Here is a 22,632-nt window from a genome sequence, read left to right on the forward strand (position 1 = left end):
AACCGGTTGCCGACAAACAGGAATCAACTGCTTAAAAGTGGGGATAAACCCGGCTGTCAGGGCGCTGAACTGACCTGGCTGGCACGCAGTGTCAAATACTCCGTTACCAGCGCCCAGTTATGCGCTTCACATTGCCACCGCATCTGCACGAGTGGCCGATGGGCAAACCGGCGCAGAAAAGGGTGCTCGTAGGCCGTCAGCAGACCGGCAATAAAAAAATGGAATCCCTCGAAATCGCGTTCGATCGCCACGGTGTCGACAGCATCGGGCGCTGCGCCCAGCCGAATCAGCGACGTGGCGAGTACAAGCTGCTCCACCCGATTCGTGGTTTGGGCCAGCAGGGTATACGCATCGGTAATCAGGCATGACCGAATGGAGGTGAGTTCCGGCGGGTCGAAAGCAGCTATCAACCGCGCCAGGTGGTAGATGATCAGCGACGTTCGGGCGTAGTGGGGCGCACACCGAAACGGCTCCGACTTATAGCGACCTGACTCAACCACTGCCCGCAGGTAGGTCAGCGAGTCGGTGTCGTGCTGGTTAAGGGGTAACCGATACCGGTAAATGCAATAGAGCATATTGCTCAGGGCACAGGCATCGAAATCGATCCCCATCTGCTTGCCGAACCAGGTTGAATACGCTTTCAGAGGCTGGTATTCAGCAAAGGTCGTCTGGATCTGTCGGGTCGTCAGGTTGGCGTGTTGTGGTAGTTTGGTTTTCAGCCAGCGCAACTCGTCCGGTGTGGGGGTGGTGGTCAGGTAAACCATCGCCGTATCGTCAATGTCGTCGGGGATGCGAAAATGCTCGAAGCGTCGGAACAGATGCCCGTTCGGGAAATGCTGCGAGGGGCGCGTCGGCCAGAAGTTGTAAGTAGCCAGGCCGTCTTTATTCCGGAAGCGGGGGTAAGCCGCCAGGGCCCGCACCTGAATCTGATCGATCAGCCGCTGCGACCCCGGCGATGCGCTCGGGTGTAGCTGCCGAAGCGTGAACACGGTAATGGCCGTAAAAAAGACATTTGTATCAGGCCGCCGGTAAGCAATGGCCGGGTTGCTCCGAACCGACGGGAACAGGCCCAGATCGGTTTGCAGGCGGGCAATGCGTTGGATGATAGCGTCGGGAATGATAACAGCGTCGATTAGCAGGTAAAGATTAACAAAGGTAAACCAGGCCGGGTAGGTTTTGAAAACGGTGGCCTACCCGCAGGCGGCTTTACGCCTTCATAAGCCGGTTAACCCCCCGTGTGGATAAGCGCACCGGACGGAGCAGTTACCTAAAGGTCTGTTGAGAGTCAAATGCATAGTTAATGCAGAGACATACTGACTTTGTCTGGTGAGCATTAACTATAGCGTCTATCCACCATGAAACGATTCATCTGGCCCACCGTTTGTTTTTTGTGCATCGTAGTTTACTACACCGTTATTGTCGAAAACAGTCAAAATATTCCGTTCGCCGATGATCTGGCCATCATGGCCAATCTGTACGACATCCATGTGGCAACTACGCCTTCAGACGTAGTTGCCACGTTGCTTTCCTACCATAACGAACACCGGATACTGCTGCCAAGGCTGGTAATTATGGCCTTAGCCAAACTTAATGGGGGCATCGTCGACATTCAGTGGTGGATTTGGGCTGGGAATAGTCTCCTGCTCTTAATCGGGTATGTATTCTACCGGGTCTTTGCTAATTATCAGAAGCCGTTTATCTATTTCGTTCCGGTTGTTCTGCTGCTTTTTCAACCCCTCGCTGCCGAGCTTACCTACTGGGGTATGGCTTCGCTGCAAAACATCGGTGTGCTGGTCCTGTCGGCCATAACGATATACCTGATCAGTGGTGACGGCAGTGCTGCGGGTTTGTCATTCCGAGGTACGAGGAATCTTCGGAGATACCTGATCAGTGGTGACGGTAGTTCTGCGGGCCGCTTGCTTGTCTCCTTTTTACTGACGGGTGCCGCCATGCTCACGGGGGCCAATGGGATACTGTTGCTACTCCCTGTGGCTCTTGTCCTGCTGGTTAAACGGTGCTATAAACAGGCCGTTGGCTGGCTGGTAACGGGCGGATTTGTCGTAGAACTTTACTGGACTGGGTTCATTCCGGGCGTTCATTCGGGGAGTGCCGCTAAAACAACGCCAGATGTGCTGGATAGCGGCCTTTCATTCCTGGGCATGATGGGTGCATTCGTGGAGTCGCAACGGTATGATTATGTGTCGGTTATCGTTGGTGTCGTTTTTCTCATTCTGGTTGCCCTGGCGGTTTCCCCCAAAATCAGGGCCCTTATTCAGTTGCCTGTAGCGTCAGTCGACCGCCAAACGATTTTTGTGCTGGCTTTCAGCAGCTTTATTCTACTGACCATGGCCGCTATTGCCGTTAACCGGCATCTGGATGCCATACTGCACGTAAGCCGTTACAAAATTTATCCCGTTCTGTTACTCATCTGCCTGTACCTGCTTTGCCTTGATCGGTTCCGGTGGCGGGTCTGGTCGATTCGGCCTGTCGTTTTACTGTGTTTGATCGCAAATGGTATTGCCTATAAACGCTATTTGCCAATTATAGGCGTGCATCAGGCCTACCTTACTCTTCAACTCAACAACTGGCTTCTGTACAGATCGGTAGACGCGCCAACTCCGTTCATACGGCAGTATTATGAGCAGCGCTGGACGAATATGTACCGGCTGGGTTTATACAAGCCACCCACCAGACGGTACCGGCTGAGCAACAACCGCGTATGAGTAGAATGGCCCGGACAGGGTCAGCAAATGGCCACCTGCCCGCCTATTGGTCATCCAAACGGGTAGCGCCCCCGCCGATACGTTGGCCTGTTCATATATTCCCGATTTAAAAATTAAGAGTTGATATTTGCCGACTGACTTGAGTACGCAATGTCCAACCTTATTTTATTCGACGATCTGGCCATCCGAACGGCCCTGTTACCTTTCACGTTCACGCGTCCCGTGGCAGAAATCCGCATCGGTATCCGAACGGTGTCCGAAAAATGGGCGGCTTCGTTCGGCAAAAAGCCCTCGTTCCAGACGCAACCTTACTTACAGGCTAAATTTCCGGTTCGCACCGGTTCCGATAACTGGTATGTCAATGGGGCTGTTTGCCCAACGCCTGCGTTGCAGCAGGCAATTCTCGAACTACCCACTGGTGAGGGACTTACCACACCCGATGGCCTTCTGCTCGCTGTTCGTACCGACCACGCGCTGCCAAACGGCCCCATCGCTGGTGGCAGTTACGTAGCGCGGTCGTTTGCCGAACCGCTCACGATCGTCCAGAATCTCTGGGATATTTTCGTGCAGAACGGCGACCAGATCCGGGCCGATTTTGCGCAGATGACCGCCGGTCGTCAGTCGCAGCCGATCGCTGATCCGTTTACGCGCTGCTACGCGCCAGAAAACATATTCATAGAGCCGGGCGCTACGATCCGGGCCGCTATCCTAAACGCCGAGGGCGGCCCCATTTATATTGGCCGGGACGCTACCATCAGCGAAGGATCTATCGTGATCGGGCCATTTGCGCTGGGCGAAGGATCTACCGTGAACTGGGGTGGTAAAATGCGCAGCAACACCACCATCGGGCCATTTTGTAAAGTAGGTGGGGAAGTAGGTAATTCTATTTTTCTGGGCTACAGCAACAAAGGCCACGACGGTTTTCTGGGTAACTCGGTCATTGGCGAATGGTGCAATCTGGGGGCCAACGTCAATAACTCGAACCTCAAAAACGACTACACCAACGTTAAGCTTCACAGCTACGCCACCGACCAGCTCGAAGATACAGGTCGCATTTTCTGTGGCCTGATGATGGCCGATTTCACGAAAGCCGGTATCAGCACCATGTTCAACACGGGTACGGTGGTAGGCGTCAGCAGCAACGTATTTGGGGGTGGGTTTCAGCCAAAATACATTCCGTCATTCTCCTGGGGCGGAAGCGTCGACGGCTTTACCACCTACCGTATCGAGAAAGCACTACAGGTTGCCCGCGAAGCCTTTAGCCGCCGGGGTAAACTTTTCGATGCGGTGGAGGAGGGGATCTTAAGAACTATATTTTCAGCAGTAAATGGTGGATGATGAATACGCTGTTGCTGTACTAAGTCATCATTCACCATTCATCATTTTCAGGCCGTGCAATTCTCCGAAATTATTGGTCACGACGAAACCAAGCAGATGCTGCTGCGGGCGGTACAGACCAACCACCTTGCCCATGCATTGCTGTTCGATGGGCCGCAGGGTAGCGCCAATCTGGCCCTGGCCCTCGCTTTGGCGCAGTATGTCAACTGCGAAGACAAGCAACTCATCGACGGGGTTGGTCAGGATGCCTGCGGGCGGTGTGCCTCCTGTGTGAAGATCCAGAAACTCGTACACCCCGACCTGCACATGGTGTTTCCGGTGGCCAATCTGGCGAAAGGAAAAAACTCGGAAGCCTACCTGGTCGACTGGCGTAAATTCCTGCTCGACCAGCCATACCGTACCTTGCCGGACTGGCTCGAAACGATGGGTGCCGACAATAAGCAGGGCAATATATCGGCCGAAGAAGCCCGCAATATTCTGCAAAAGCTGTCGCTGAAAGCTTATGAGGGCGCTTACAAGATCATGCTGATCTGGTTGCCGGAACTAATGAACGTAACGTCAGCCAACGCCCTGCTGAAAGTGCTGGAGGAGCCACCGGCGCAAACGCTGTTTTTGCTGGTAACCAACCAATCCGACAAACTGCTCATCACGATCCTGTCGCGTACCCAGCGGGTGGCGGTGCGGGCCTTTACCGACGAGGAAGTAAGCACTTACCTGCGTCAGCACCTGAACCTCGACGAAACCACTGCCCGGCGCATTGCGTACCTGGCCGACGGCGATTTGTCGGCAGCGACCAAACTTGGCCAGCAGGAAAGTAATGGAACGTCGGTATCTGGTCAGCATACCTGGTTTGCCGAGTGGATGCGACTTTGTTACCGGCAGGATTTACTGGGGCTGGTAAAACAGGCCGACCAGTTCGATGGTTTCAACAAGGAGAAACAGAAAGGGTTGGTCGAATACAGTATTCGTCTGTACCGCGATCTGTTTTTATGGCAGCAGGGGGCTGGTGCGTTACTGCGCCTGCCAGACGATGAGCTGGAGTTTGTCAAGAATTTCTCGAAAGTGCTAACCATTACCCATATCGAACACATCGTAACCGACCTCAACGAAGCGGCCTATCATCTCGAACGCAACGCCCGGGCCCGGATGATCATGCTGGATCTGTCGCTTACCTTCAGCCGGTTGATAAAAACGAAGTTGTAACGCCCTTGCCCAATCCATGAAACCCAGGCAGATTATTGGCATGACGGATATCATCGACCTTCCCGATCTGGGCCTGTTCGACGTGCAGGCGAAGATCGATACCGGGGCATTTACCTCGTCGCTGCACTGTAAGAAAATCAAAAAGGTACGAACCGGCACCCGCACTAAACTAAGCTTCTGGGTGATCGACAAAACCGGCGAGCCCGCCCGGAAGTTCTACAGCGACGACTTCAGCCAGCGCATGATTCGCAACTCGTTCGGCGTATCCGAAATGCGGTACGTCATTAAAACACGTATCGTATTGTTCGGCCGTACCATCAAAACCGAGTTTACGCTCGCCGATCGGGAGCGACTTAAAAACCCAATACTGTTGGGTCGCAAACTGCTCCGCAACCGCTTTATCGTCGACGTATCACAAACGAATTTGTCGTATCAATTGAAGAATAGTCGTGAAGTCGTAGAAGTCGTGAAGTCGTAAGTGGCTGACAGTCGAGCATCCAGGATGCGTCAGCCACTTACGACTACTACGACTTACGACTTCTACGCCTTACGACTACTACGCCTTACGACTACTACGACTCACCAACTGACCCCTGTCTACTCAACCAATGCGAATTGCCATCTTATCGGCCAATCCGGCTTTGTACTCTACCAAACGCCTGCTCGAAGCCGCCGATCGGCGCGGCCATGAAGGGGTTTTGATAAACCACCTCAATTGTCAGGTGATGATTGAAGGTGGCAACCCGTCGGTACTTTACGAGGGGCGTGAACTAGCGTCATTCGATGCCATCGTTCCCCGGATCGGGGCTTCGGTTACCGACTACGGCTGCGCTGTTGTCCGGCAGTTTGAAATGATGAATGTGTTTACAACGGCCAAATCGCAGGCCATCATGCGCTCGCGTAACAAGTTGCGCAGTTTGCAGGTGTTGTCGAAGGCGGGTGTTGGCCTGCCTAAAACGGCCTTCGCCAACCATCCCAAAAATGGTAGTGTCACTCAACTGATCGAACTGGTTGGCGGCCCACCCGTCGTGATCAAACTGCTGGAAGGTACCCAGGGTATTGGTGTGGTGCTGGCCGAGACGACCAAAGCCGCCAAATCGACCATCGAAGCGTTTTATGGGCTGAAAAAACATGTGCTGGTGCAGGAGTTCGTGGCCGAAGCCAAAGGGTCCGACATTCGGGCGTTCGTTATCGGCGGACGTGTCGTGGGCGCTATCCGTCGGCAGGGTCTGGAGGGGGAGTTTCGCTCGAATCTGCACCGGGGCGGAAACGCCGTGGCCGTAACGCTGGGAGAAGACGAGGAGCGGGTGGCCATCGAGGCAGCCCGCGCACTGGGCCTCAAAGTTGCCGGCGTCGACATGCTGCCTTCCGATCGCGGGCCGCTGGTGCTGGAAGTCAACTCATCGCCGGGTCTGGAAGGGATCGAAACCGCAACGGGTATCGACGTCGCCAGCGAAATAATTGCCTACATCGAAGACAAAATCCGCGCCGACGAAGGCGACATGGTGGGGGTGTAGGAATGAGGAATGAGGAATGAGGAATGGGAAAGGACCCGCTAACTTTGTGTCTCGTTCTGCGTTTATCATTCATCGTTTTTTTTACATGCCTGCTCTCGATCCTGAACTCAAGAAAGCTATTGTCCACATGCCCGGTGTGGAAAAAGATAAGCTCCTGCTTCGGCTGGTGGCCAAAGATGCTATTCTGACCGAAAAACTCCAGTTCGAGCTTGTTGAACGGGGACAGACTATCGATGACCGGCGCACGATGATCCGGGATTTTATTCTACGGACGGCTACCCTCAACGCCGATACGCCCGGCTGGCTGATGATGGATATGCGTACCGTTAGTGGCTATATCAGTCGGCATCTGAAGGTAACAAAGGATAAGTATGGGGAGGTAGAGCTGATGCTGTCGATGCTCAATACGTTCTACGATCATAATGCCCACCTGCTGCATAAGTACAATTCGCGCTCCGACAAAGCTGCCGAGTACATTGCCAAACGAACCGATCAGGTGCTGAAAAAAGCCGCTAAACTCGACCCCGACTATCACATCGAATTTGCCAGTGAGATCAACAAATTGCTGCTGTGGATCCACGGAAATGCCCCGGCCCATTACGCCCGCCAACTAGGCCTGCCAAAAGAATGGATGGTGTGAAGTCGTAAGTGGTAGTAAGTCGTAAGTGGTCGTAAGTCGTAGAAGTCGTAAGTCGTAGAAGTCGTAGGTCGTAGAAGTCGTAAGTCGTAAGTCGTAGCAGTCGTAGGTGGCTGACAGTCGAGCATCTAGGATGCGTCAGCCACTTACGACTGCTACGACTTATGACTTCTACGACTTATTTAATACGTTTTGGTCATATCGGCGGGGATGGCCAGTACGAAGTCGCCGAGGGCGCGGTTTTCACCGGCTGGTTTATCGGGGTCGGCCAGCTCGACCGACGAGAGTGTCATAATTTTCAGGTCAGGCCGACCTTTGCGCAGGTACCAGACAATGCCCTCGAAGTTCTTGGAGTGGTAATCGCCGTTGAAGTGAAGGGCCGTTTGACCAGCCTTCAGGTTTTGTAAAATAAAATGAGCCATTGTCGCATCCTTAATTGCCTGGGCGCGCGCAAAGTTGGCTGCCATGTCGCCGTTGCCACTGTGTGGATTGGCCTGCTTTGTGTCGGCTCCGTGGCCTGAACCGCCCATCATCTCCAGCATGGCCTGATATCCGGGCAGCGTCAGGTCGACGGTAAGGGGCAGGGGCACCATCTGACTTTTGGCCGTGGGTGATAGCGTGTCGAGCGCGCTCAGGCCCTGGCGCGATACGAGGCTGGCATACCGGCGCGGCACGTTGGTGGCTATAAACGGAATTTTCAGCTCGCGGGCCACATCGACAATGGGTTTATAGTCGGTGTCGAAATTAGGCCACAGCCGCGCCTGTTTGGCTAGTTCAGCGCCGGTGGTGCGGCCTTCGACGTAATTGCTGAGGGCTGTCTGGTTGTCGGCTTCAAACATTTCAGCGCCCAGTACCAGATTGCCCTTTTTCTGCGCGGCCAGGTCTTTCGTCAACTGTAGTTCGAGCCAGTGGCAGATGGGGTTGTTATGTAACTCACCAAACAGCACCACATCGGCATCGGCCGCCTGCCGAAGCAACTTCGCGTAGGTCGTGGCTTTTAGTCTGGCATCATAAATCCGGTAAGCAGGTCGGTCGGGGCTGAATGAGAAAGCCAGCAGACAAAGCAGAACGAGGGAAACGCGCATAAGGTCGGGATGTTGGGCAAATGACGGACCATATGAATTGGCCCGCGCTTCAGACAATCTCGTAACTAATCCTGCCGTCAATTAGTTACCCGTCTGTTATACGATATAGCCTAACTCGTCATCACCAATGACTTTACTCGAATCGCTCCGTCAGTTTCCGGCCTTTGAAACGGTGCCCGACGTGCAGTTACAATGGCTTATCGACCGTTCGGAGGAGGTGTCGCTCCCTATCCATCATGTCATCAACAAGCCCGGCGACAAGGTCGATCACCTGATGCTGGTGCTCGAAGGCCGTATGGTCATCGATAGCGGCCAGAACGGCCCCGGCGACGACCTGGCTACCTTTGGGCCGCAGTCGTTCCTGGGCCTTCTGCCGTTCTCGCGGCTCGAACACATCCGGAACCGGGTTATTACCGAAGCCCCGTCGCGGGTGCTGCGGCTGCACCGCGACCACCTGCGAGAGCTGTCTCAGACACATTATGAACTGACCGGTGCTCTGGTGCACCAGATGACGACCCGCGTTCGGGAATATACCCGGCAAACCCAGCAGGAAGATAAAATGGCTTCCCTGGGCCGACTGTCGGCAGGACTGGCTCACGAGTTGAACAATCCCGTAGCGGCCGTTGTCCGCTCGGCCGATACGCTCAAAGAGCACATGCGCGCCACGCCCGAGAACTTTAAAGCCATTATGCACCTCAACCTGACCAACGAACAGGTCGACTCGGTAGATGAGGCTTTTTTCAGGAAAGTCGACCAGCGCATCAACCTGTCGCTGCTGGAACGGACAACGCTGGAAGATGACGTAACCGACTGGCTCGACGATCATGGCGTCGATGACTCCGTCGATCTGGCCGGGCCGCTGGTTGAGTTCGGCTTCACAACCGATGACCTGGACTCCGTTCTGGCCCGGATTGGTGACGATAATCTGGCGGGCGTATTGGCATGGCTGGTCAATAATCTGGTTACCGAAAAGCTGGTGATGGATATCAGCGAAGCGTCGAAACGCATTTCGACGCTGGTAAACTCCATCAAGAACTACACGCACATGGATCGGGGGGTGGGCAAAGAACAGGTTCCGCTTGGCGAAGGCATCCGTAATACGCTGACGCTGCTGGACCATAAACTGCGCAGCAAGCACATTGCCGTAACCCTGAACCTGGCCAACGATCTACCGCTGGTAGGTGGCTGGCCGGGCGAGCTTAACCAGCTCTGGACAAACCTCATCGACAACGCCGTCGATGCCCTGCCCGACGGCGGGCAACTCACCATCAGCAGCGAACCAGACGGGTCGGAGTTTGTGCTCACCAAAATCACCGATAACGGGTCGGGCATTCCGGACGCTATCAAAGACAACATATTCGAACCTTTTTTTACAACCAAAGAAATCGGTAAGGGCACCGGACTGGGCCTCGACATTGCGCAGGGCGTCGTAAAACACCACAATGGCTCTATCAAGGTGGAGTCGGAGCCGGGAAGAACCGTGTTCAGCGTTTGTTTGCCAATCCAATAACTGAACGGGTGCCGTATTTTGTTGTGATGCGTTCACGCCTTTGCTTTATGCATTCTCTTTTTTTCTATGAAACTCCCTATTATTTTTTCGATCGACGACGATCCGCAGGTGTTGCAGGCTATTCAGCACGATTTGCGGCAGCATTACCGGAAACAGTACCGGATCATGTGTACGACTTCGTCCCGCGAGGCCCTCGATGCATTGACGGAGCTGAAGAAAAAAGGCGAAGATGTAGCGCTGTTCCTATCCGATCAGCGGATGCCCGACATGACCGGTGTTGAGTTTCTGACGCAGGCCCGGAAGGTGTTCCCGAACGCCAAACGGGCCTTGTTGACGGCCTATTCCGACATCGACGCAGCCGTACGCGCCATCAACGAGGTACAGCTGGATTATTACATTGCCAAGCCCTGGGACCCGCCGGAAGAAAAACTGTATCCCGTTCTCGATGATTTGCTCGGCAACTGGCAATCTGATTATAAGCCCGGATTCACCGGACTGAGACTGGTCGGGTACCAGTTTTCGCCCCGTTCGCACGAACTGAAAGATTTCCTGGCGGGGAACCTGATGCCCTACCAATGGCTCGACGTAGAAACCGATCCGGATGCACAGGCTCTGCTCGATCTGCACGGTATGACCCATAAAGATTTGCCGGTGGCGGTGCTGGAAGACGGTACGGTGCTGGTGCAGCCCAGTATCCAGGAAATTGGGGCGCAGATGGGCCTGAGCCCAACGGCTTCAGCAGAACTCTACGATCTGGCCATCATTGGCGCGGGACCGGCCGGGCTGGCGGCAGCCGTTTATGGGGGCTCCGAAGGGCTGAAAACGATCCTGATCGATAAACGGGCACCGGGCGGGCAGGCGGGGACCAGCTCCCGAATCGAAAATTACCTTGGTTTTCCGGCGGGGCTGAGTGGTGCCGAGCTAACCAAACGGGCTATTACGCAGGCCAAACGGTTTGGGGTGGAATTTCTGGCTCCGCAGGAAGTTATGTCGATCGAGTCGAAAGGCCAGTATAAGCACATCAACATGACCGACGGCAGTAAGGTAGTGACGCGCGCTATTGTGCTCAGTACGGGCGTTGCTTACCATAGGCTCGATAACGAAAGCCTCGATCGGTTTTCAGGGGCCGGTGTTTATTATGGGGCAGCCACAACCGAAGCGTTTGCCTTCAAAGGCCAGCCGGTCTACATCGTAGGCGGTGGAAACTCAGCCGGGCAGGGTGCCATGTACCTGTCCAGAACCGCTTCCGATGTGTATATCTGCATCCGGCGTCCAGACCTCTCCGAAACGATGTCGCAGTACCTGATCGACCAGATCGAAAAAACGCCCAATATCCACGTAATCGGGTGTACCGAAGTGGTAGAAGCCCTCGGTGACGAACGGCTGGAGCGTCTGGTACTGGAGAATATGGATACCCACGAACGGCAGACCCATAATGCGGGCGGGCTCTTTATTTTCATCGGCACCAAACCCCTTACCGACTGGATCGAGATGGACATCATCAAGGACCAGAAAGGATTTATTGCTACAGGCCGTGATATGGGGAAGTATGCTGAGTACAAAAAAGTGTGGAAACAAAACCGGGAGCCCTACCTGCTGGAAACATGCAGTCCCGGCATTTTTGCGGCTGGCGATGTGCGCGCCGGGGCTATGAACCGTGTGGCGTCGGCTGTGGGTGAAGGAGCCATGGCCGTGAGCTTCGTTCATAAATACCTGGCAGAAAATTAAACCGCCGACGTGAAACAGGGTTGAGCCGCGAAAACCGGTAAATAATGTAATTATATAGCAATAGCTTGTAATTCAGCTTATTATTGTCAGTCTGTGCGCTTAACATGCTCTTCCTGCGTAACACGCCTTACGCCAATTACACGATCAACTTGATTTTTGTGGTGGCTCATCTGCTTACCTGTGTCTACATTATCCAGCGTCCGAGCCTGCTCTACGGGGCCAACTGGTTCCGTAAACCGGCTCGTGATCCGGATGGCATTTCTGAACAGGCGGCATTGGCCATGCCGCCTACCGATCCCATCGGCAGGATTTCGCTCGATGCCGTCAGGCAGGATGGTGCCAGTCTAGCTAATGGCTATCGTAAGGTTAGCGTAACGACCCCATCTGAGCCGGACGCACGCGAAAAAACTCCTTATGCTGGAACAGTACATGACCAGCCCAAAGCCTTATCTGCAACCATGCCTGTCGCTGGCCGATGTGTCGGTAGCCACCAATATTCCGCCTTACCTGCTGAAAATAGAGTCGTTTTGCCCGCCGTACCTTTACTTTAACTGATTGAGCAGTAGCAAATAAGGCGGCAGGAAGTGGTGCTGAAATAACTTCTTCGGGTTGTCAGGGTATTTCTGGTTATACGCTTCGTCAGTTAACAGCACGATCGTCTGGCCCGTACGGACATAGTTGTTGCTGTTGGCATAGGTTGGTGACTGATAACTGGGCAGGTTTTTCTTAACGGTCTTTTCGATATAGTTGCCCAGAAATTTCTGGTAACTTTTCTGGGCCTTGCGGGTGGGTTTGTCCAGCTTGCCAAAGGCATAGTTGAGCGCAATGCGTTTGAAAAACTTCTGCTTGCGAATGGCCTGCGGAATACCGACGAACGGATTTGTTGGATTGAAATCGTCGGTTGTCTGGATCGACATCGGGATTTCGGGTACCCAGTCGGCCGAGTTGACGACGTTGAATCCCCAGCCGCCCTGGGTCAGCGATTCGTAGTCGTAGGCGTAATACAGGTTTCCGGGTTTGGGCGCGGCAAAACAATAGGTCTTGAACCGCATATCGGCTGGCAGACGGTTGCCTATCTGGCTATGCAGGTACGACGTCATCATAAATGCCAGCGCCCCACCCTGGCTGTCGCCCGTGATGATGAATTCACGAGTTCCTTTCTTTATGGCCGAGTCGAGTTTGGGCATGATGTCCCTGGCCAGATAGGCCATGCCAATGACCCAGCCTGCATGGACAGAAGCACGTGGGTTTTTTGCCAGCGCATAGGTGAATGTCTCGTTGGGCCCAAGCTGTAGCTGACCCGTGGCCGGCACCATGGCTGCGTAGAAATTTTCGAGCCAGCTAACCGCTTTCAGCGTTGTGCCGCGGAGGCTGATGACACCCACGCCATCATCGCGCTGCCAGAGATCCCACACATTGTCCAGCCCGACAACCGGCGACCGGTAGACGCGTTTGCAGCGGGCAGGGTCGCCAATGGTGACGCTGTCGACAAAGGCACCTGCCATCTTTAGCATCTCAATGGCTTCTGCTTTGTCGAATCCGGGTTTCAGGCGGGTCGTTTGAGCCGAAACCTGTATGAACGGTAAGCATGTCAAGGCAAGCAGTAAGAACGTAAATCGTTTTTTCATTGGTTAAATTGCTTAGTCATAACAAGAACTGCTTTGGTAGCGATAATGATTTAGAGACAGTCGACCTGTACCTGGCCCCGGTTTTTGGCGCAAAATTCAGGAGCAGTTCCGGTTCGTAATTGGGTTCCCGAAAGGCTGGGAGAAAGTAGCTCATTAAGTGGTGAGGCAAAATGATCGATAACTGACGGGCAAAATAAGCAGGTCCGGTACCGATCTGCCACTGGTGTAATCGTTAGGTTGTATCAAATTCCCAGAACGATACTTGTTCAGCCTACTGAACAACTGTTGGGCCGGAAATAGCGTCAGCGGGAAGCTAAGTGGCCTGTAGCCACAACGGGGACGAACCGTGCTGGCTCGTCCCCGTTGTGGCTACAGAATGGTATTGGACGTTTATAATGCGTTGAAATCTGCCCGCAGGCGCTCGAGCAGCAACTGTTCGTTTACCGATACGTCATTATGAGCGCGGGCAATGGATTCGGCGATGGAAACGAAATCGGCTTTTCGGGCTTCGTCCATAAATACCCGGTTCGCCCGGAAATGACGCAGCGCAAAGGCATAAGCTTCTTCGGCCGTTTCGCGGTGAAACTCCCGAAGGGTGAACGCACACCGGGCTACATCACCGAAGGGCTCCTGCTCCAGCAACTGCCGGATGACTTTGTTCTCTAGGGGATGCAGATGACCGTCGGCTCTGGCGATGGCGTAGACAAGGCTACCCAATCCCATGTATATGTCCTGAATTTTCATGATCATGCTAACGAACGATTAGTAGGTATAGGAATATAAACGAGGGAAGATGCAGGCCCGCTCCGGATAACCCGCGTGGAACCGTCAGTCAGGCAAGTCGTCTCGTAGTGTGTTTGTGAATGGCAGGATATTCGTTAGCGTGGCGGGCGGGCCTGTTGCCAGTTCGCCAGCTTTCGGTCGGCGTGGAGCTTGGCCGCCAGTAATGAATCGTACTGTAGCAGCTGCGTATCAAGCTGATGACGGAGTTGCTGATTTTCGGTTTTGAGTACAATTGACTGCGTAATCAGCAGGCCGCTCAACAGCATACCGACAATAAAGACAAACAGCATCGGGTGGGCGTGCCGGCGGGGGTGATCTGGCTGCCCCTGGCGTTCCGAGTAATCAAGGGTGTATTTTGTCATGGCTACGTTGATTTCACCCGTAAACCTATAACTGGCCTATTAAACCTGAATTAGTAGCTGGTTAGAAAGGTATTAGAATGCATCCAAACGGCCTCAGGGCGCGCTGGGCGGTTAGGGCCGGGGCAGCATCAGCGTGAATGTCGTACTCGATTCGGTAGTTGACTCGACCGAGATCTGCCCTTTATGCAGCCGGACGATGCGTTCGGTAAGTGACAGCCCAATGCCGTAGCCGCGTACATGCCGGGCGTTGCTGCCCCGGCGGAGTGGTTTGAAAATAAGCGGTAATTCGAGCGCCGGAATGGCGGGTCCGCCGTTGCGGATATGTAGTGTAACGTAGTTTGGCGACGTAGCGGTCTCCATCTGGACCGTCACGGTCTTGTTTGGCGAGAACTTACAGCCATTCTCGAGCAGGTTCAGGAAGGCAATCCGTAAAAGCGCTTCGTTGCCCATCACCCGCACGCCCACCAACCCTTCGCCGGCTTCGGGCTGGCTCAACCGAATGGTATAGTCCGGGTAGGTCTTGAGCAGTTCGGCCCGGGTTTGCCAGAGCAGTTCATCGAGCAGAACAGGTACCGTCGTTATTACCGCCGACTCGCCAAGGCTTACATCCGCCAGGTCGAGGAGGCCATTGGTGAGCTGGTTCAGGCCGCGCACATCGTCGAGCACCGACCGCATAACGGCCCGTAGCTCATCCGGATCATCGTCGGCCAGCAGCGCCACCTGTATTTGGCCCGTAATGGCGGTCAGTGGGGTACGCAGCTCGTGGGATGCGTTGGCCACAAAAGCGCGCTGCGCCTGAAAAGCCGCTTCGAGCCGGTCGAGCATTCGGTTAAAGCGGTGCGACAGCTGGGCAATTTCGTCCTGCTGTTCGCCTTCATCCAGGCGCAGGTCCAGGTTCGTTGCCGTAATGGTATCGACCTGCTTCACCACCTGCTTGATCGGGGCGAGAGCCCGGGTGGAAAAGAAAAGCCCAACCAGCCAGACGACCACCGTTGCCAGGAGCCAGCCCGCCGAGAGAATAATGGCCAGGTCGCGCTGCTTGAGAAACCCGTATTTATCGACGCCCGACGCCAGCACCACAAAATGGTTATACCGATCGCTGAACAGAACCCCTACAATTTCGCGGTCGTCCTGCCGCCACTGTACTTGCTTCTGAAGCCGGATTTGGTTGAGCGTTTCTACCGGCACCGTCAGGTAGTCGGTGCCGCTTTCATACGCAATCTTGTTCTGGTTGTCATAGATGATGATCTCTTCCTGATTGAGAACCGTCATCTGGTTCTTGTCCAGAAGTTTAAATAACTGAGGGCTGATCGTTTCCCGGCCAAACAGGAGTTGGGCCGACGTGAGGGCCTCCTGCCGGAGCTGTTCGTAAAATTCCGTTTGTCGGTAGCGTTCGGAGAGGGTATAAATGACCGCACAGAACACGCCCAGCAATAGTGATACCAGCAGTGTGAACAACCGGGTCAGGCGGGTACGGATCGTCATTTCTGCTTCAGCATGTAGCCCATACCCACGACGGTATGAATGAGCTTTGTCGGGAAATCCTTATCGATTTTGTTTCGCACATAGCTGATGTACACATCGATGACGTTGGTGCCGGTATCGAAGTTAATATCCCAGACATGCTCGGCAATATCGTTTCGGGACACCACCCGACCGGCATTGCGGATGAGGTACTCGAGCAGCGCAAACTCGCGGGCGGTCAGGTCGATGGTCTGTCCCTGCCGTCGGGCAATCTTTTCGTTGAGATCCAGCTCCAGGTCGGCTACCTGCAAAACGGTTGGGCCTACTTCGGCAGTTCGTTTGAGCAGCACTTTGACCCTTGCCATCAACTCCATAAAGTCGAATGGCTTCACCAGATAGTCGTCGGCCCCGGCATCGAATCCGGCCAGCTTGTCGGCTACCGAGCCCAGGGCTGTCAGCATCAGCACCGGTACTGATGGCTGTTTGGTCCGGATAAAGGCACACAATTCCAGCCCGCTCACGAAGGGCAGGTTGAGGTCCAGAATGATCAGATCATAGGCTCGTTCGGCAATCATGCGTTTACCCTCGCGGCCATCGTCGGCAGTTTCAACGGTATACCGCTGCGTTTCGAGCCCCTTCTTGATAAAGGTGGCTACTTTAGTTTCGTCTTCGACAACCAGTAGGCGGGGAAAAGTAGATTGAGACACGGTTGGCTGGAATTAATGATAAAGCGAATATCGGACAAATTACCGATTCAAAGGTGGGAAGTCCTCATTGGACCGGGGTTAGGACGTGATTAGAAACACATTAGAACGCAGTGCTGTACAGCCTCATTATGAAAGGAAGCTTTTGCTTTTTTTACAGCGATCTGTTAGTTTGGTCTGTAAACCGCCCAATCATGCTCAACCGGAAAACCTGCAACCACCTCCTGTCGCTGACCAGCCTTCAGCCAGCCCGTGATTACGTATGCGACGAATGTATCAAAACCGGCGATTCGTGGGTACACCTGCGAACCTGCCAGACCTGCGGGACAACCCTCTGCTGCGATTCGTCGCCCAATAAGCATGCGACGAAGCATTTTCAGGCCAGTGCCCATCCGGTCGTGGCCTCCGCCGAGCCGGGGGAGCGCTGGCTCTGGTGCTATGCTGACGAAGAGATGGCCGAATACTGAAACAAGGGACTTCATTTGTAGTTGATACGGTACCGCTGTCAGAAACCCAAACCGGGATAAGGACACGGATAAACGACACCTACCCGAATGGTTGCCGAACAAACCCTTACCGATCAGTATCTCCGCGTCCGGGCGCATTCCGAAGCCATTTGCCGGGGACTCGAAACCGAAGATTATGTCGTTCAGCCCATCGCCGATGTGAGCCCGCCGAAGTGGCACCTCGGGCATACTACCTGGTTCTGGGAGACGTTTGTGCTGGTACCCAACGCGCCCGGCTACCGGATTTTTCATGACGATTTCAGCTACGTCTTCAATAGCTACTACGAAACGGTAGGGAAGCGCGTGCTGCGTACCGACCGTGGGAACCTGAGCCGTCCAACGGTTTCGGGCGTATATGAGTATCGCGCTTACGTAGACGAGCACATGCGTCGGTTTCTCGATCAGGCCCGGTACGAATCGCCCGAACAGTATGCGCTCATCGAACTTGGCCTGAACCACGAGCAGCAACATCAGGAACTGCTTATCTCCGACATCAAATATATTCTCGGCAACAACCCGCTGCTGCCGCCTGTTGCCATGCCTATGGTCACCGAACAGGAAAATCGGTTTCTGTCGGCGTCGGCCCACCCATCCATCCGTCTGCCCGAAGGCGTATATACCATCGGGCACCCGTGTTCGACAGAAGCGGAGGACCAGCCCTTTCATTTCGACAATGAAGAAGCTGTTCACAAGGTTTACCTCAACGAAACGACGTTATCGGGCGAGCTGGTCACGAATGGTGAGTACCTCGCGTTCATGGAGGCCGGGGGTTACCAGGATTTTCGGTACTGGCTGGCCGATGGCTGGGCCTGGGTCAGTGACAATGGCGTTCAGGCACCCATGTACTGGCACCAGGTAGAAGGGGCGTGGTGGCAGTATACGTTCGATGGGCTGGCCCCCGTCGATCCGGCTGTACCGGTCTGCCATGTCAGCCACTACGAAGCCGATGCCTATGCCCGCTGGAAAGGCCGGCGACTACCAACCGAATTCGAATGGGAAGCGGCTGCGCGGTTGCCGGGCAGTCAATTGAACTGGGGAATGCGGTGGGAGTGGACCCGGTCGGCCTATTTGCCCTACCCCGGATTCGTTACCGCCGAAGGAGCCGTGGGTGAGTACAACGGTAAGTTCATGAGCGGGCAGATGGTTCTTCGTGGCGCATCGGTCGCTACGCCTGAAGGGCACTCGCGACCTACGTACCGCAACTTTTTTCAACCGGACAAACGATGGCAGTTCACGGGCATACGCCTGGTGAGCCAATAAACGATATGATGCTGGAAACCAGTACCGCCGTTGATCCGGCATTGATGGAGGAAGTGCGGACAGGACTGCAGCAACAGCCCAAACGGTTGTCGTCGCGTTTTTTTTATGATGCTGAAGGGAGCCGGATTTTTCAGGCGATCATGCACGTGCCGGACTATTACCTGACCCGGTCGGAATATGAAGTGCTGGACACCTGCAAAGCCTCTCTTCTTGAGCTGTTCGCCCCGGACGACCGTCCGTTCGAGCTGGTTGAACTAGGAGCGGGCGACGGGCTGAAAACAAAACTGCTGCTCGATCATTTTAGCCGCGAACGTGCCGACTTTACCTACGTGCCGGTCGATATCTCGGCCGATGCACTCGATGGCCTGGTGGCCGACGTGAGCCAGCAGTGGCCTGATCTGCAACTGCGTCCCCGCCACGACGATTATTTCAATGCCCTCGACCAGCTCTCGGAGGAGTCAGACGCCCGCCGGGTGGTACTGTTTCTGGGATCGAACGTCGGCAACTTCTCTCCCGACGAAGCGGTCGGGTTTTACCAGCAGCTCCACGACCGGCTCCAACCCGGCGACCTGGTGCTGACGGGTTTCGATTTGCAGAAACACCCCGCCATCATTCATGCGGCTTATAACGACCGTGAAGGGCTCACCCGGGACTTCAATCTGAATCTGCTCCGGCGCATCAACCGCGACCTGAATGCTGATTTCGACCTCAGCGCGTTCAGCCATTACGAAACCTACAGCCCTGAAACGGGGGAGGCCCGTTCGTATCTGGTCAGCGAGAAAGCACAAACCGTACAGATCGGTTCGCTGGATATGACGGTCCCCTTCCAGTACGGCGAAATCATCCACACCGAGATATCCCGCAAGTTTACCCGACATCAGATTGAGCAGCTGGCCGAACGCACCGGTTTCTCGCTGGCAGGCTGGTTCACCGACGCCAGCGCCTACTTTGCTGATGTCGTTTTTGAACGCTAAGTGTACCCCCTGCACTGCGGGCTTCAGTCCGTATTCATTTTAAGGAAATAACGGGCTGAAGCCCGCGGTACGCTACGACCACTGCTGGGTTATTTACTCCATTCATCCTTTTCTATCAGTCTGCTGCCCCGGTTATAAAATATAATTCGCCTGATTCCGACTACCCTTTTGTAAGTTAATTGGGTAATCCGAAAATCAGCGCGTGAACACAATCCCTATCAGCAGCCAACCCGTCGAACGAACTGATCGCGAGCAGCCATCGGTCGGCGATACCGTCCGTAAAGAGCGCGGCCGGCTGCTCAGCTTCATCCGTCGGCGGCTGCCCGACCCCGACGAAGCTGAAGACGTGTTGCAGGACGTATTCATGGAACTGGTTGAAGCCTACCGGCTCGCTAAACCCATCGAGCGCGTGGCGGCCTGGCTCTTTACGGTGGCCCGCAACAAGATCAGCGACTGGTACAGGAAGGCTCCACCTGGCCGGATGGTTTCGATCGACAAAAGCGACCTGGATGACGACGAGGGCGCGCCCGTACTGGCTTCCTGGCTAGCCGCTACCGATGAGACCGGCCCCGAAAGTGAATTTTTCCGTGAAACGCTGATGGACGCCCTGACCGACGCCCTGGCCGAACTGCCCGTTGAGCAGCGAGAGGTATTTGTGCAGCACGAACTCGAAGGCCGGAGTTTCCGGGATATGGCTGACGAATGGGACGTGCCGGTCAACACGCTGCTGTCGCGGAAACGCTATGCCGTGCTGCACCTCCGCAAGCGGCTTCGCGATTTATACGACGATTTTCTGGATGACTGATCAACTGATTCTGTTTTTTCACACAATCACTTTTTTCACTAATGGACACAACATTCATAATAAAAGGCATTGGGTTTGCGGCACTGGGCATCGGTCTGTTCGTGCTGGTGATCTATGCCGTCATGCGACTCTGGAACTGGCTGGTTCCATCGTTGTTCAATGGCCCTAAGCTGCGCTTCGTGCAGGCGTTGGGTTTGTTTCTTCTGGCGCGTCTGCTGTTTGGTTTTGGCGGATTTGGGCATAGCCGGTTCAACCAGGGTGGTCCGCATGGTTACGGGCGCTACTGGCATCGGAGCGACTGGTCCAGACACCACCACGTAGCACCAAAGGCAGGAAAGCCGGAAGCCCACCATTTATCGGGTATCACACATAAACCACAGCGGGAAACCGCTTTAAGTAACTAATGAAACGATTTTGGATTCGCCGGGGACTACGGTTCCTCGGCTTTGCCCTACTCTTCGTCGGACTGGCCGGACTGGTTGTCATGACGCTCTGGAACGCTCTGCTGCCCGCTATTCTGGGCGTCTCCGTCATTACCTTCTGGCAGGCCCTGGGTCTGCTGGTACTGAGCCGGATTTTATTTGGCGGCTTCGGCCCGCGCGGGGGTGGACCTGGCTGGCGGGGAGGCCGGGGCGACTGGAAACAAAAGATGACCGAACGCTGGCAGGGCATGACCCCCGAACAACGTGAGCAGATGAAAGAGCAATGGCGCACCAGGTGCGGACCGGGTTTTCGGGGTGAGGGGCGCTGGGGCCGAGGGCGCTGGAATAGGGGTCCCCAAGCCGGGCAACCCGATTCCCCCGAACCGGTTGAACCAACGGCGTAAGGGTAGCTGGACCGGGCGAATCGACAACCAGCAGTGGTCTGTCGGTTCGCTTAGTTCGTCCAGCTCAGGGCGTTGATGTTACCCCCGATTGTCCGGCCTTCTTTCAGGCCCGTATTGTTGTCCTGCTGGGTATGAATCCCACCCAGAAACCGCGAATACGCCGATTCTTCGGCTGTGGCCCAGAACGAGTCGAATGAACGGCTTTTATAGTCAACCCCCCGAAACGTGTCTCGGGGTCTTCCCTGATGAGAGTCATCGACGAGTTTGATCGTTTCGCCGTATAGCTGGGCCAGTACAGTTGCCGTTGCTGCCGACTGTGTGGCGTGGCCCGATGAGAAACCGGGAAACGGGGGTTCCGGCCAGAACGGTAGCCAGGTCCTGTCAATGTTGGCCCGGACAAAGGTTGAGGGACGCTCGTTCGTATAGGTGTACTTACATTTCCAGCAGGTGATGAAGGCGTCGGCTACGGCCATGCCTACGCGGGCGTAGGTCTCAACCGCCTTAGCCAGATTAGCTCCGGTTGTCCGTATCGTAATCGTAGCCAGATTATAGGAATGGCCAGGCGGTGTAAACGTCTGGCTGGGATCATCGGCCCACCAGAGTGCAATCTCTTTTTCCGACTGCGTCAGTTGTTTGTTTTTCTTATACACAGCGTCGTAAAGCTTGTAATACGCCGACGACGGGCTGGTGGAATAGACGACGGGTTCGGGCATCGGTAGCCGACTGTTGGCCGGAGCAAACGTGCGGTTAGCACCCCAGCGCGGGTGCAGCGCCCGACGAATGGCTACCTGCCCATCGAATGGCGGAGACCAGGAGCCGGGTTTGGTGGCTAATGTATAATCGGTTGGAAACGGATCTTTGTAACCCTGATGACCACCGTCGCTCCTGGACCAATCGTAGATCGCCGTTGCTACCGCCCGCCCAAAGGCCACCGAGCGGGCCACCACTGCCGGGCTTACCGTGTCGCCATAAGCCCGCAGCAGGGCCGCTTCCAGCGAATCGACGGAGGTTTTATTGGCCGAGGGGGTGTGTTCATACAGGTTTTTGAGCAGGTAAGCCTGTCCGGAGTTCAGAGCCAGGGGCCAGCTATAGACACTATCTGTCTGGGGCAACGGAAAACTGGCATTCCCGTTGAGTTGCCGACCCAGCGACTGACGACCGGGAATGCCGTAAACGGTCGACTCATACATGGCCAGCCCCATATAACCAAAGGCCCGCGACGCGTAGGTAGGCGTGTTGGCGGGGGTTTGGGCAGTGACGAACAAGGCCATTTGGCCCCACTTTATAGCTACGTCAGCGGTGAACTGCGTGGCGGGCGTACCTGCCGGAAAAACCGGTTTCGTTACCGGTTTGGGCTCCTCGGGTGTTGGGGAGGAGCAGCCATACAGGACCCAGCATAGCCCTAGAAACCACCACAAACGGGCAACCGTCGGCCTGCGGATGCAGTGATCGGTGGATACTGTACTTCTGTCGCTCATGTGATGTGCTTGAATAAACCTCCGGGATTTATTACGAGATTCCGGATAGGGTATAACCGTTGCAATCTATAGGCATAGTTACTGTTATGTCACAAAAAAGC

23 protein-coding genes are annotated in these 22,632 nt (G+C 54.9%); 15 read left to right on the forward strand and 8 right to left on the reverse strand.

Annotation, left to right across the window (positions count from 1 at the left end):
- Positions 1-56: 56 nt before the first annotated feature.
- On the reverse strand, positions 57-1,133 hold the full coding sequence (locus FH603_RS04390) for a hypothetical protein (RefSeq protein WP_186736344.1): 1,077 nt from the start codon (positions 1,131-1,133) through the stop codon (positions 57-59).
- A 222-nt stretch (positions 1,134-1,355) separates the two neighbouring features.
- On the opposite strand from FH603_RS04390, the gene FH603_RS04395 reads away from it, so the two are divergent.
- The 6 genes from FH603_RS04395 to FH603_RS04420 all read left to right on the forward strand — a co-directional run bounded on the left by FH603_RS04395 (position 1,356) and on the right by FH603_RS04420 (position 7,421).
- Positions 1,356-2,723 carry a hypothetical protein gene (locus tag FH603_RS04395; protein ID WP_186736242.1) on the forward strand — a complete coding sequence of 456 codons (1,368 nt, stop codon included), beginning with the start codon at positions 1,356-1,358 and terminating at the stop codon, positions 2,721-2,723.
- Positions 2,724-2,873: 150 nt separating this feature from the next.
- A complete protein-coding gene (locus FH603_RS04400) occupies positions 2,874-4,061 on the forward strand; it encodes a GlmU family protein (RefSeq protein ID WP_186736243.1) in 1,188 nt (395 codons plus the stop codon).
- 54 nt (positions 4,062-4,115) lie between these two features.
- Positions 4,116-5,264 carry a DNA polymerase III subunit gene (locus FH603_RS04405; protein ID WP_186736244.1) on the forward strand — a complete coding sequence of 383 codons (1,149 nt, stop codon included), beginning with the start codon at positions 4,116-4,118 and terminating at the stop codon, positions 5,262-5,264.
- A 16-nt stretch (positions 5,265-5,280) separates the two neighbouring features.
- Entirely contained in the window at positions 5,281-5,742 is a 462-nt protein-coding gene (locus tag FH603_RS04410; RefSeq protein WP_235985327.1) for an ATP-dependent zinc protease family protein, read from the forward strand.
- A gap of 130 nt (positions 5,743-5,872) precedes the next feature.
- Positions 5,873-6,781: a 30S ribosomal protein S6--L-glutamate ligase gene (gene rimK, locus FH603_RS04415; RefSeq protein ID WP_186736245.1), complete on the forward strand. Its 909-nt coding sequence runs from the start codon at positions 5,873-5,875 to the stop codon at positions 6,779-6,781.
- 85 nt (positions 6,782-6,866) lie between these two features.
- A complete protein-coding gene (locus FH603_RS04420) occupies positions 6,867-7,421 on the forward strand; it encodes a hypothetical protein (protein ID WP_186736246.1) in 555 nt (184 codons plus the stop codon).
- 179 nt (positions 7,422-7,600) lie between these two features.
- On the opposite strand, the gene FH603_RS04425 is transcribed toward FH603_RS04420, so the two are convergent.
- On the reverse strand, positions 7,601-8,503 hold the full coding sequence (locus FH603_RS04425; protein WP_186736247.1) for a ChaN family lipoprotein: 903 nt from the start codon (positions 8,501-8,503) through the stop codon (positions 7,601-7,603).
- A 127-nt stretch (positions 8,504-8,630) separates the two neighbouring features.
- Between FH603_RS04425 and FH603_RS04430 the strand changes: the two genes are divergently transcribed.
- From FH603_RS04430 to FH603_RS04440, 3 genes are all read left to right on the forward strand, one after another.
- Entirely contained in the window at positions 8,631-10,013 is a 1,383-nt protein-coding gene (locus tag FH603_RS04430) for a sensor histidine kinase (protein ID WP_186736248.1), read from the forward strand.
- A 66-nt stretch (positions 10,014-10,079) separates the two neighbouring features.
- Positions 10,080-11,741, forward strand: coding sequence for an NAD(P)/FAD-dependent oxidoreductase (locus FH603_RS04435; RefSeq protein ID WP_186736249.1), 1,662 nt, complete (start codon positions 10,080-10,082; stop codon positions 11,739-11,741).
- A gap of 104 nt (positions 11,742-11,845) precedes the next feature.
- Positions 11,846-12,292: a hypothetical protein gene (locus tag FH603_RS04440; protein WP_186736250.1), complete on the forward strand. Its 447-nt coding sequence runs from the start codon at positions 11,846-11,848 to the stop codon at positions 12,290-12,292.
- Here the strand turns inward: FH603_RS04440 and FH603_RS04445 are convergent.
- The 5 genes from FH603_RS04445 to FH603_RS04465 all read right to left on the reverse strand — a co-directional run bounded on the left by FH603_RS04445 (position 12,284) and on the right by FH603_RS04465 (position 16,685).
- Entirely contained in the window at positions 12,284-13,369 is a 1,086-nt protein-coding gene (locus FH603_RS04445; RefSeq protein WP_186736251.1) for a lipase family protein, read from the reverse strand. The genes FH603_RS04440 and FH603_RS04445 overlap by 9 nt on opposite strands.
- A 390-nt stretch (positions 13,370-13,759) precedes the next feature.
- On the reverse strand, positions 13,760-14,113 hold the full coding sequence (locus tag FH603_RS04450; RefSeq protein WP_186736252.1) for a tellurite resistance TerB family protein: 354 nt from the start codon (positions 14,111-14,113) through the stop codon (positions 13,760-13,762).
- A gap of 134 nt (positions 14,114-14,247) precedes the next feature.
- Entirely contained in the window at positions 14,248-14,514 is a 267-nt protein-coding gene (locus FH603_RS04455) for a hypothetical protein (RefSeq protein WP_186736253.1), read from the reverse strand.
- A 111-nt stretch (positions 14,515-14,625) separates the two neighbouring features.
- A complete protein-coding gene (locus FH603_RS04460; protein WP_186736254.1) occupies positions 14,626-15,999 on the reverse strand; it encodes a HAMP domain-containing sensor histidine kinase in 1,374 nt (457 codons plus the stop codon).
- Positions 15,996-16,685, reverse strand: a complete 690-nt coding sequence (locus tag FH603_RS04465; RefSeq protein ID WP_186736255.1) for a response regulator transcription factor — start codon at positions 16,683-16,685, stop codon at positions 15,996-15,998. The genes FH603_RS04460 and FH603_RS04465 overlap by 4 nt, the downstream gene beginning before the upstream one ends.
- 191 nt (positions 16,686-16,876) lie before the next feature.
- On the opposite strand from FH603_RS04465, the gene FH603_RS04470 reads away from it, so the two are divergent.
- The 6 genes from FH603_RS04470 (at position 16,877) to FH603_RS28395 (ending at position 21,053) form a co-directional block, all read left to right on the forward strand.
- A complete protein-coding gene (locus tag FH603_RS04470; protein WP_186736256.1) occupies positions 16,877-17,149 on the forward strand; it encodes a UBP-type zinc finger domain-containing protein in 273 nt (90 codons plus the stop codon).
- 87 nt (positions 17,150-17,236) lie between these two features.
- Positions 17,237-18,448: an ergothioneine biosynthesis protein EgtB gene (egtB, locus tag FH603_RS04475; RefSeq protein WP_186736257.1), complete on the forward strand. Its 1,212-nt coding sequence runs from the start codon at positions 17,237-17,239 to the stop codon at positions 18,446-18,448.
- A 5-nt stretch (positions 18,449-18,453) separates the two neighbouring features.
- Positions 18,454-19,422, forward strand: a complete 969-nt coding sequence (egtD, locus tag FH603_RS04480) for an L-histidine N(alpha)-methyltransferase (RefSeq protein WP_394366368.1) — start codon at positions 18,454-18,456, stop codon at positions 19,420-19,422.
- A 202-nt stretch (positions 19,423-19,624) separates the two neighbouring features.
- On the forward strand, positions 19,625-20,227 hold the full coding sequence (locus FH603_RS04485; RefSeq protein ID WP_317171207.1) for an RNA polymerase sigma factor: 603 nt from the start codon (positions 19,625-19,627) through the stop codon (positions 20,225-20,227).
- Positions 20,228-20,268: 41 nt separating this feature from the next.
- The gene (locus FH603_RS04490) at positions 20,269-20,631 is read left to right on the forward strand and encodes a hypothetical protein (RefSeq protein WP_186736258.1); all 363 of its coding nucleotides are present in this window, start codon (positions 20,269-20,271) and stop codon (positions 20,629-20,631) included.
- Positions 20,631-21,053 (forward strand): hypothetical protein, encoded by a 423-nt coding sequence (locus FH603_RS28395; RefSeq protein WP_208493011.1) that lies wholly within the window; start codon positions 20,631-20,633, stop codon positions 21,051-21,053. The genes FH603_RS04490 and FH603_RS28395 overlap by 1 nt, the downstream gene beginning before the upstream one ends.
- 50 nt (positions 21,054-21,103) lie before the next feature.
- On the opposite strand, the gene FH603_RS04500 is transcribed toward FH603_RS28395, so the two are convergent.
- Positions 21,104-22,531 (reverse strand): vanadium-dependent haloperoxidase, encoded by a 1,428-nt coding sequence (locus FH603_RS04500; RefSeq protein WP_235985326.1) that lies wholly within the window; start codon positions 22,529-22,531, stop codon positions 21,104-21,106.
- Between the last annotated feature and the right edge of the window lie 101 nt (positions 22,532-22,632).

Origin of the sequence: Spirosoma utsteinense, from assembly GCF_014282275.1 — a bacterium.
Taxonomy (GTDB): Bacteria; Bacteroidota; Bacteroidia; order Cytophagales; family Spirosomataceae; genus Spirosoma; species Spirosoma utsteinense.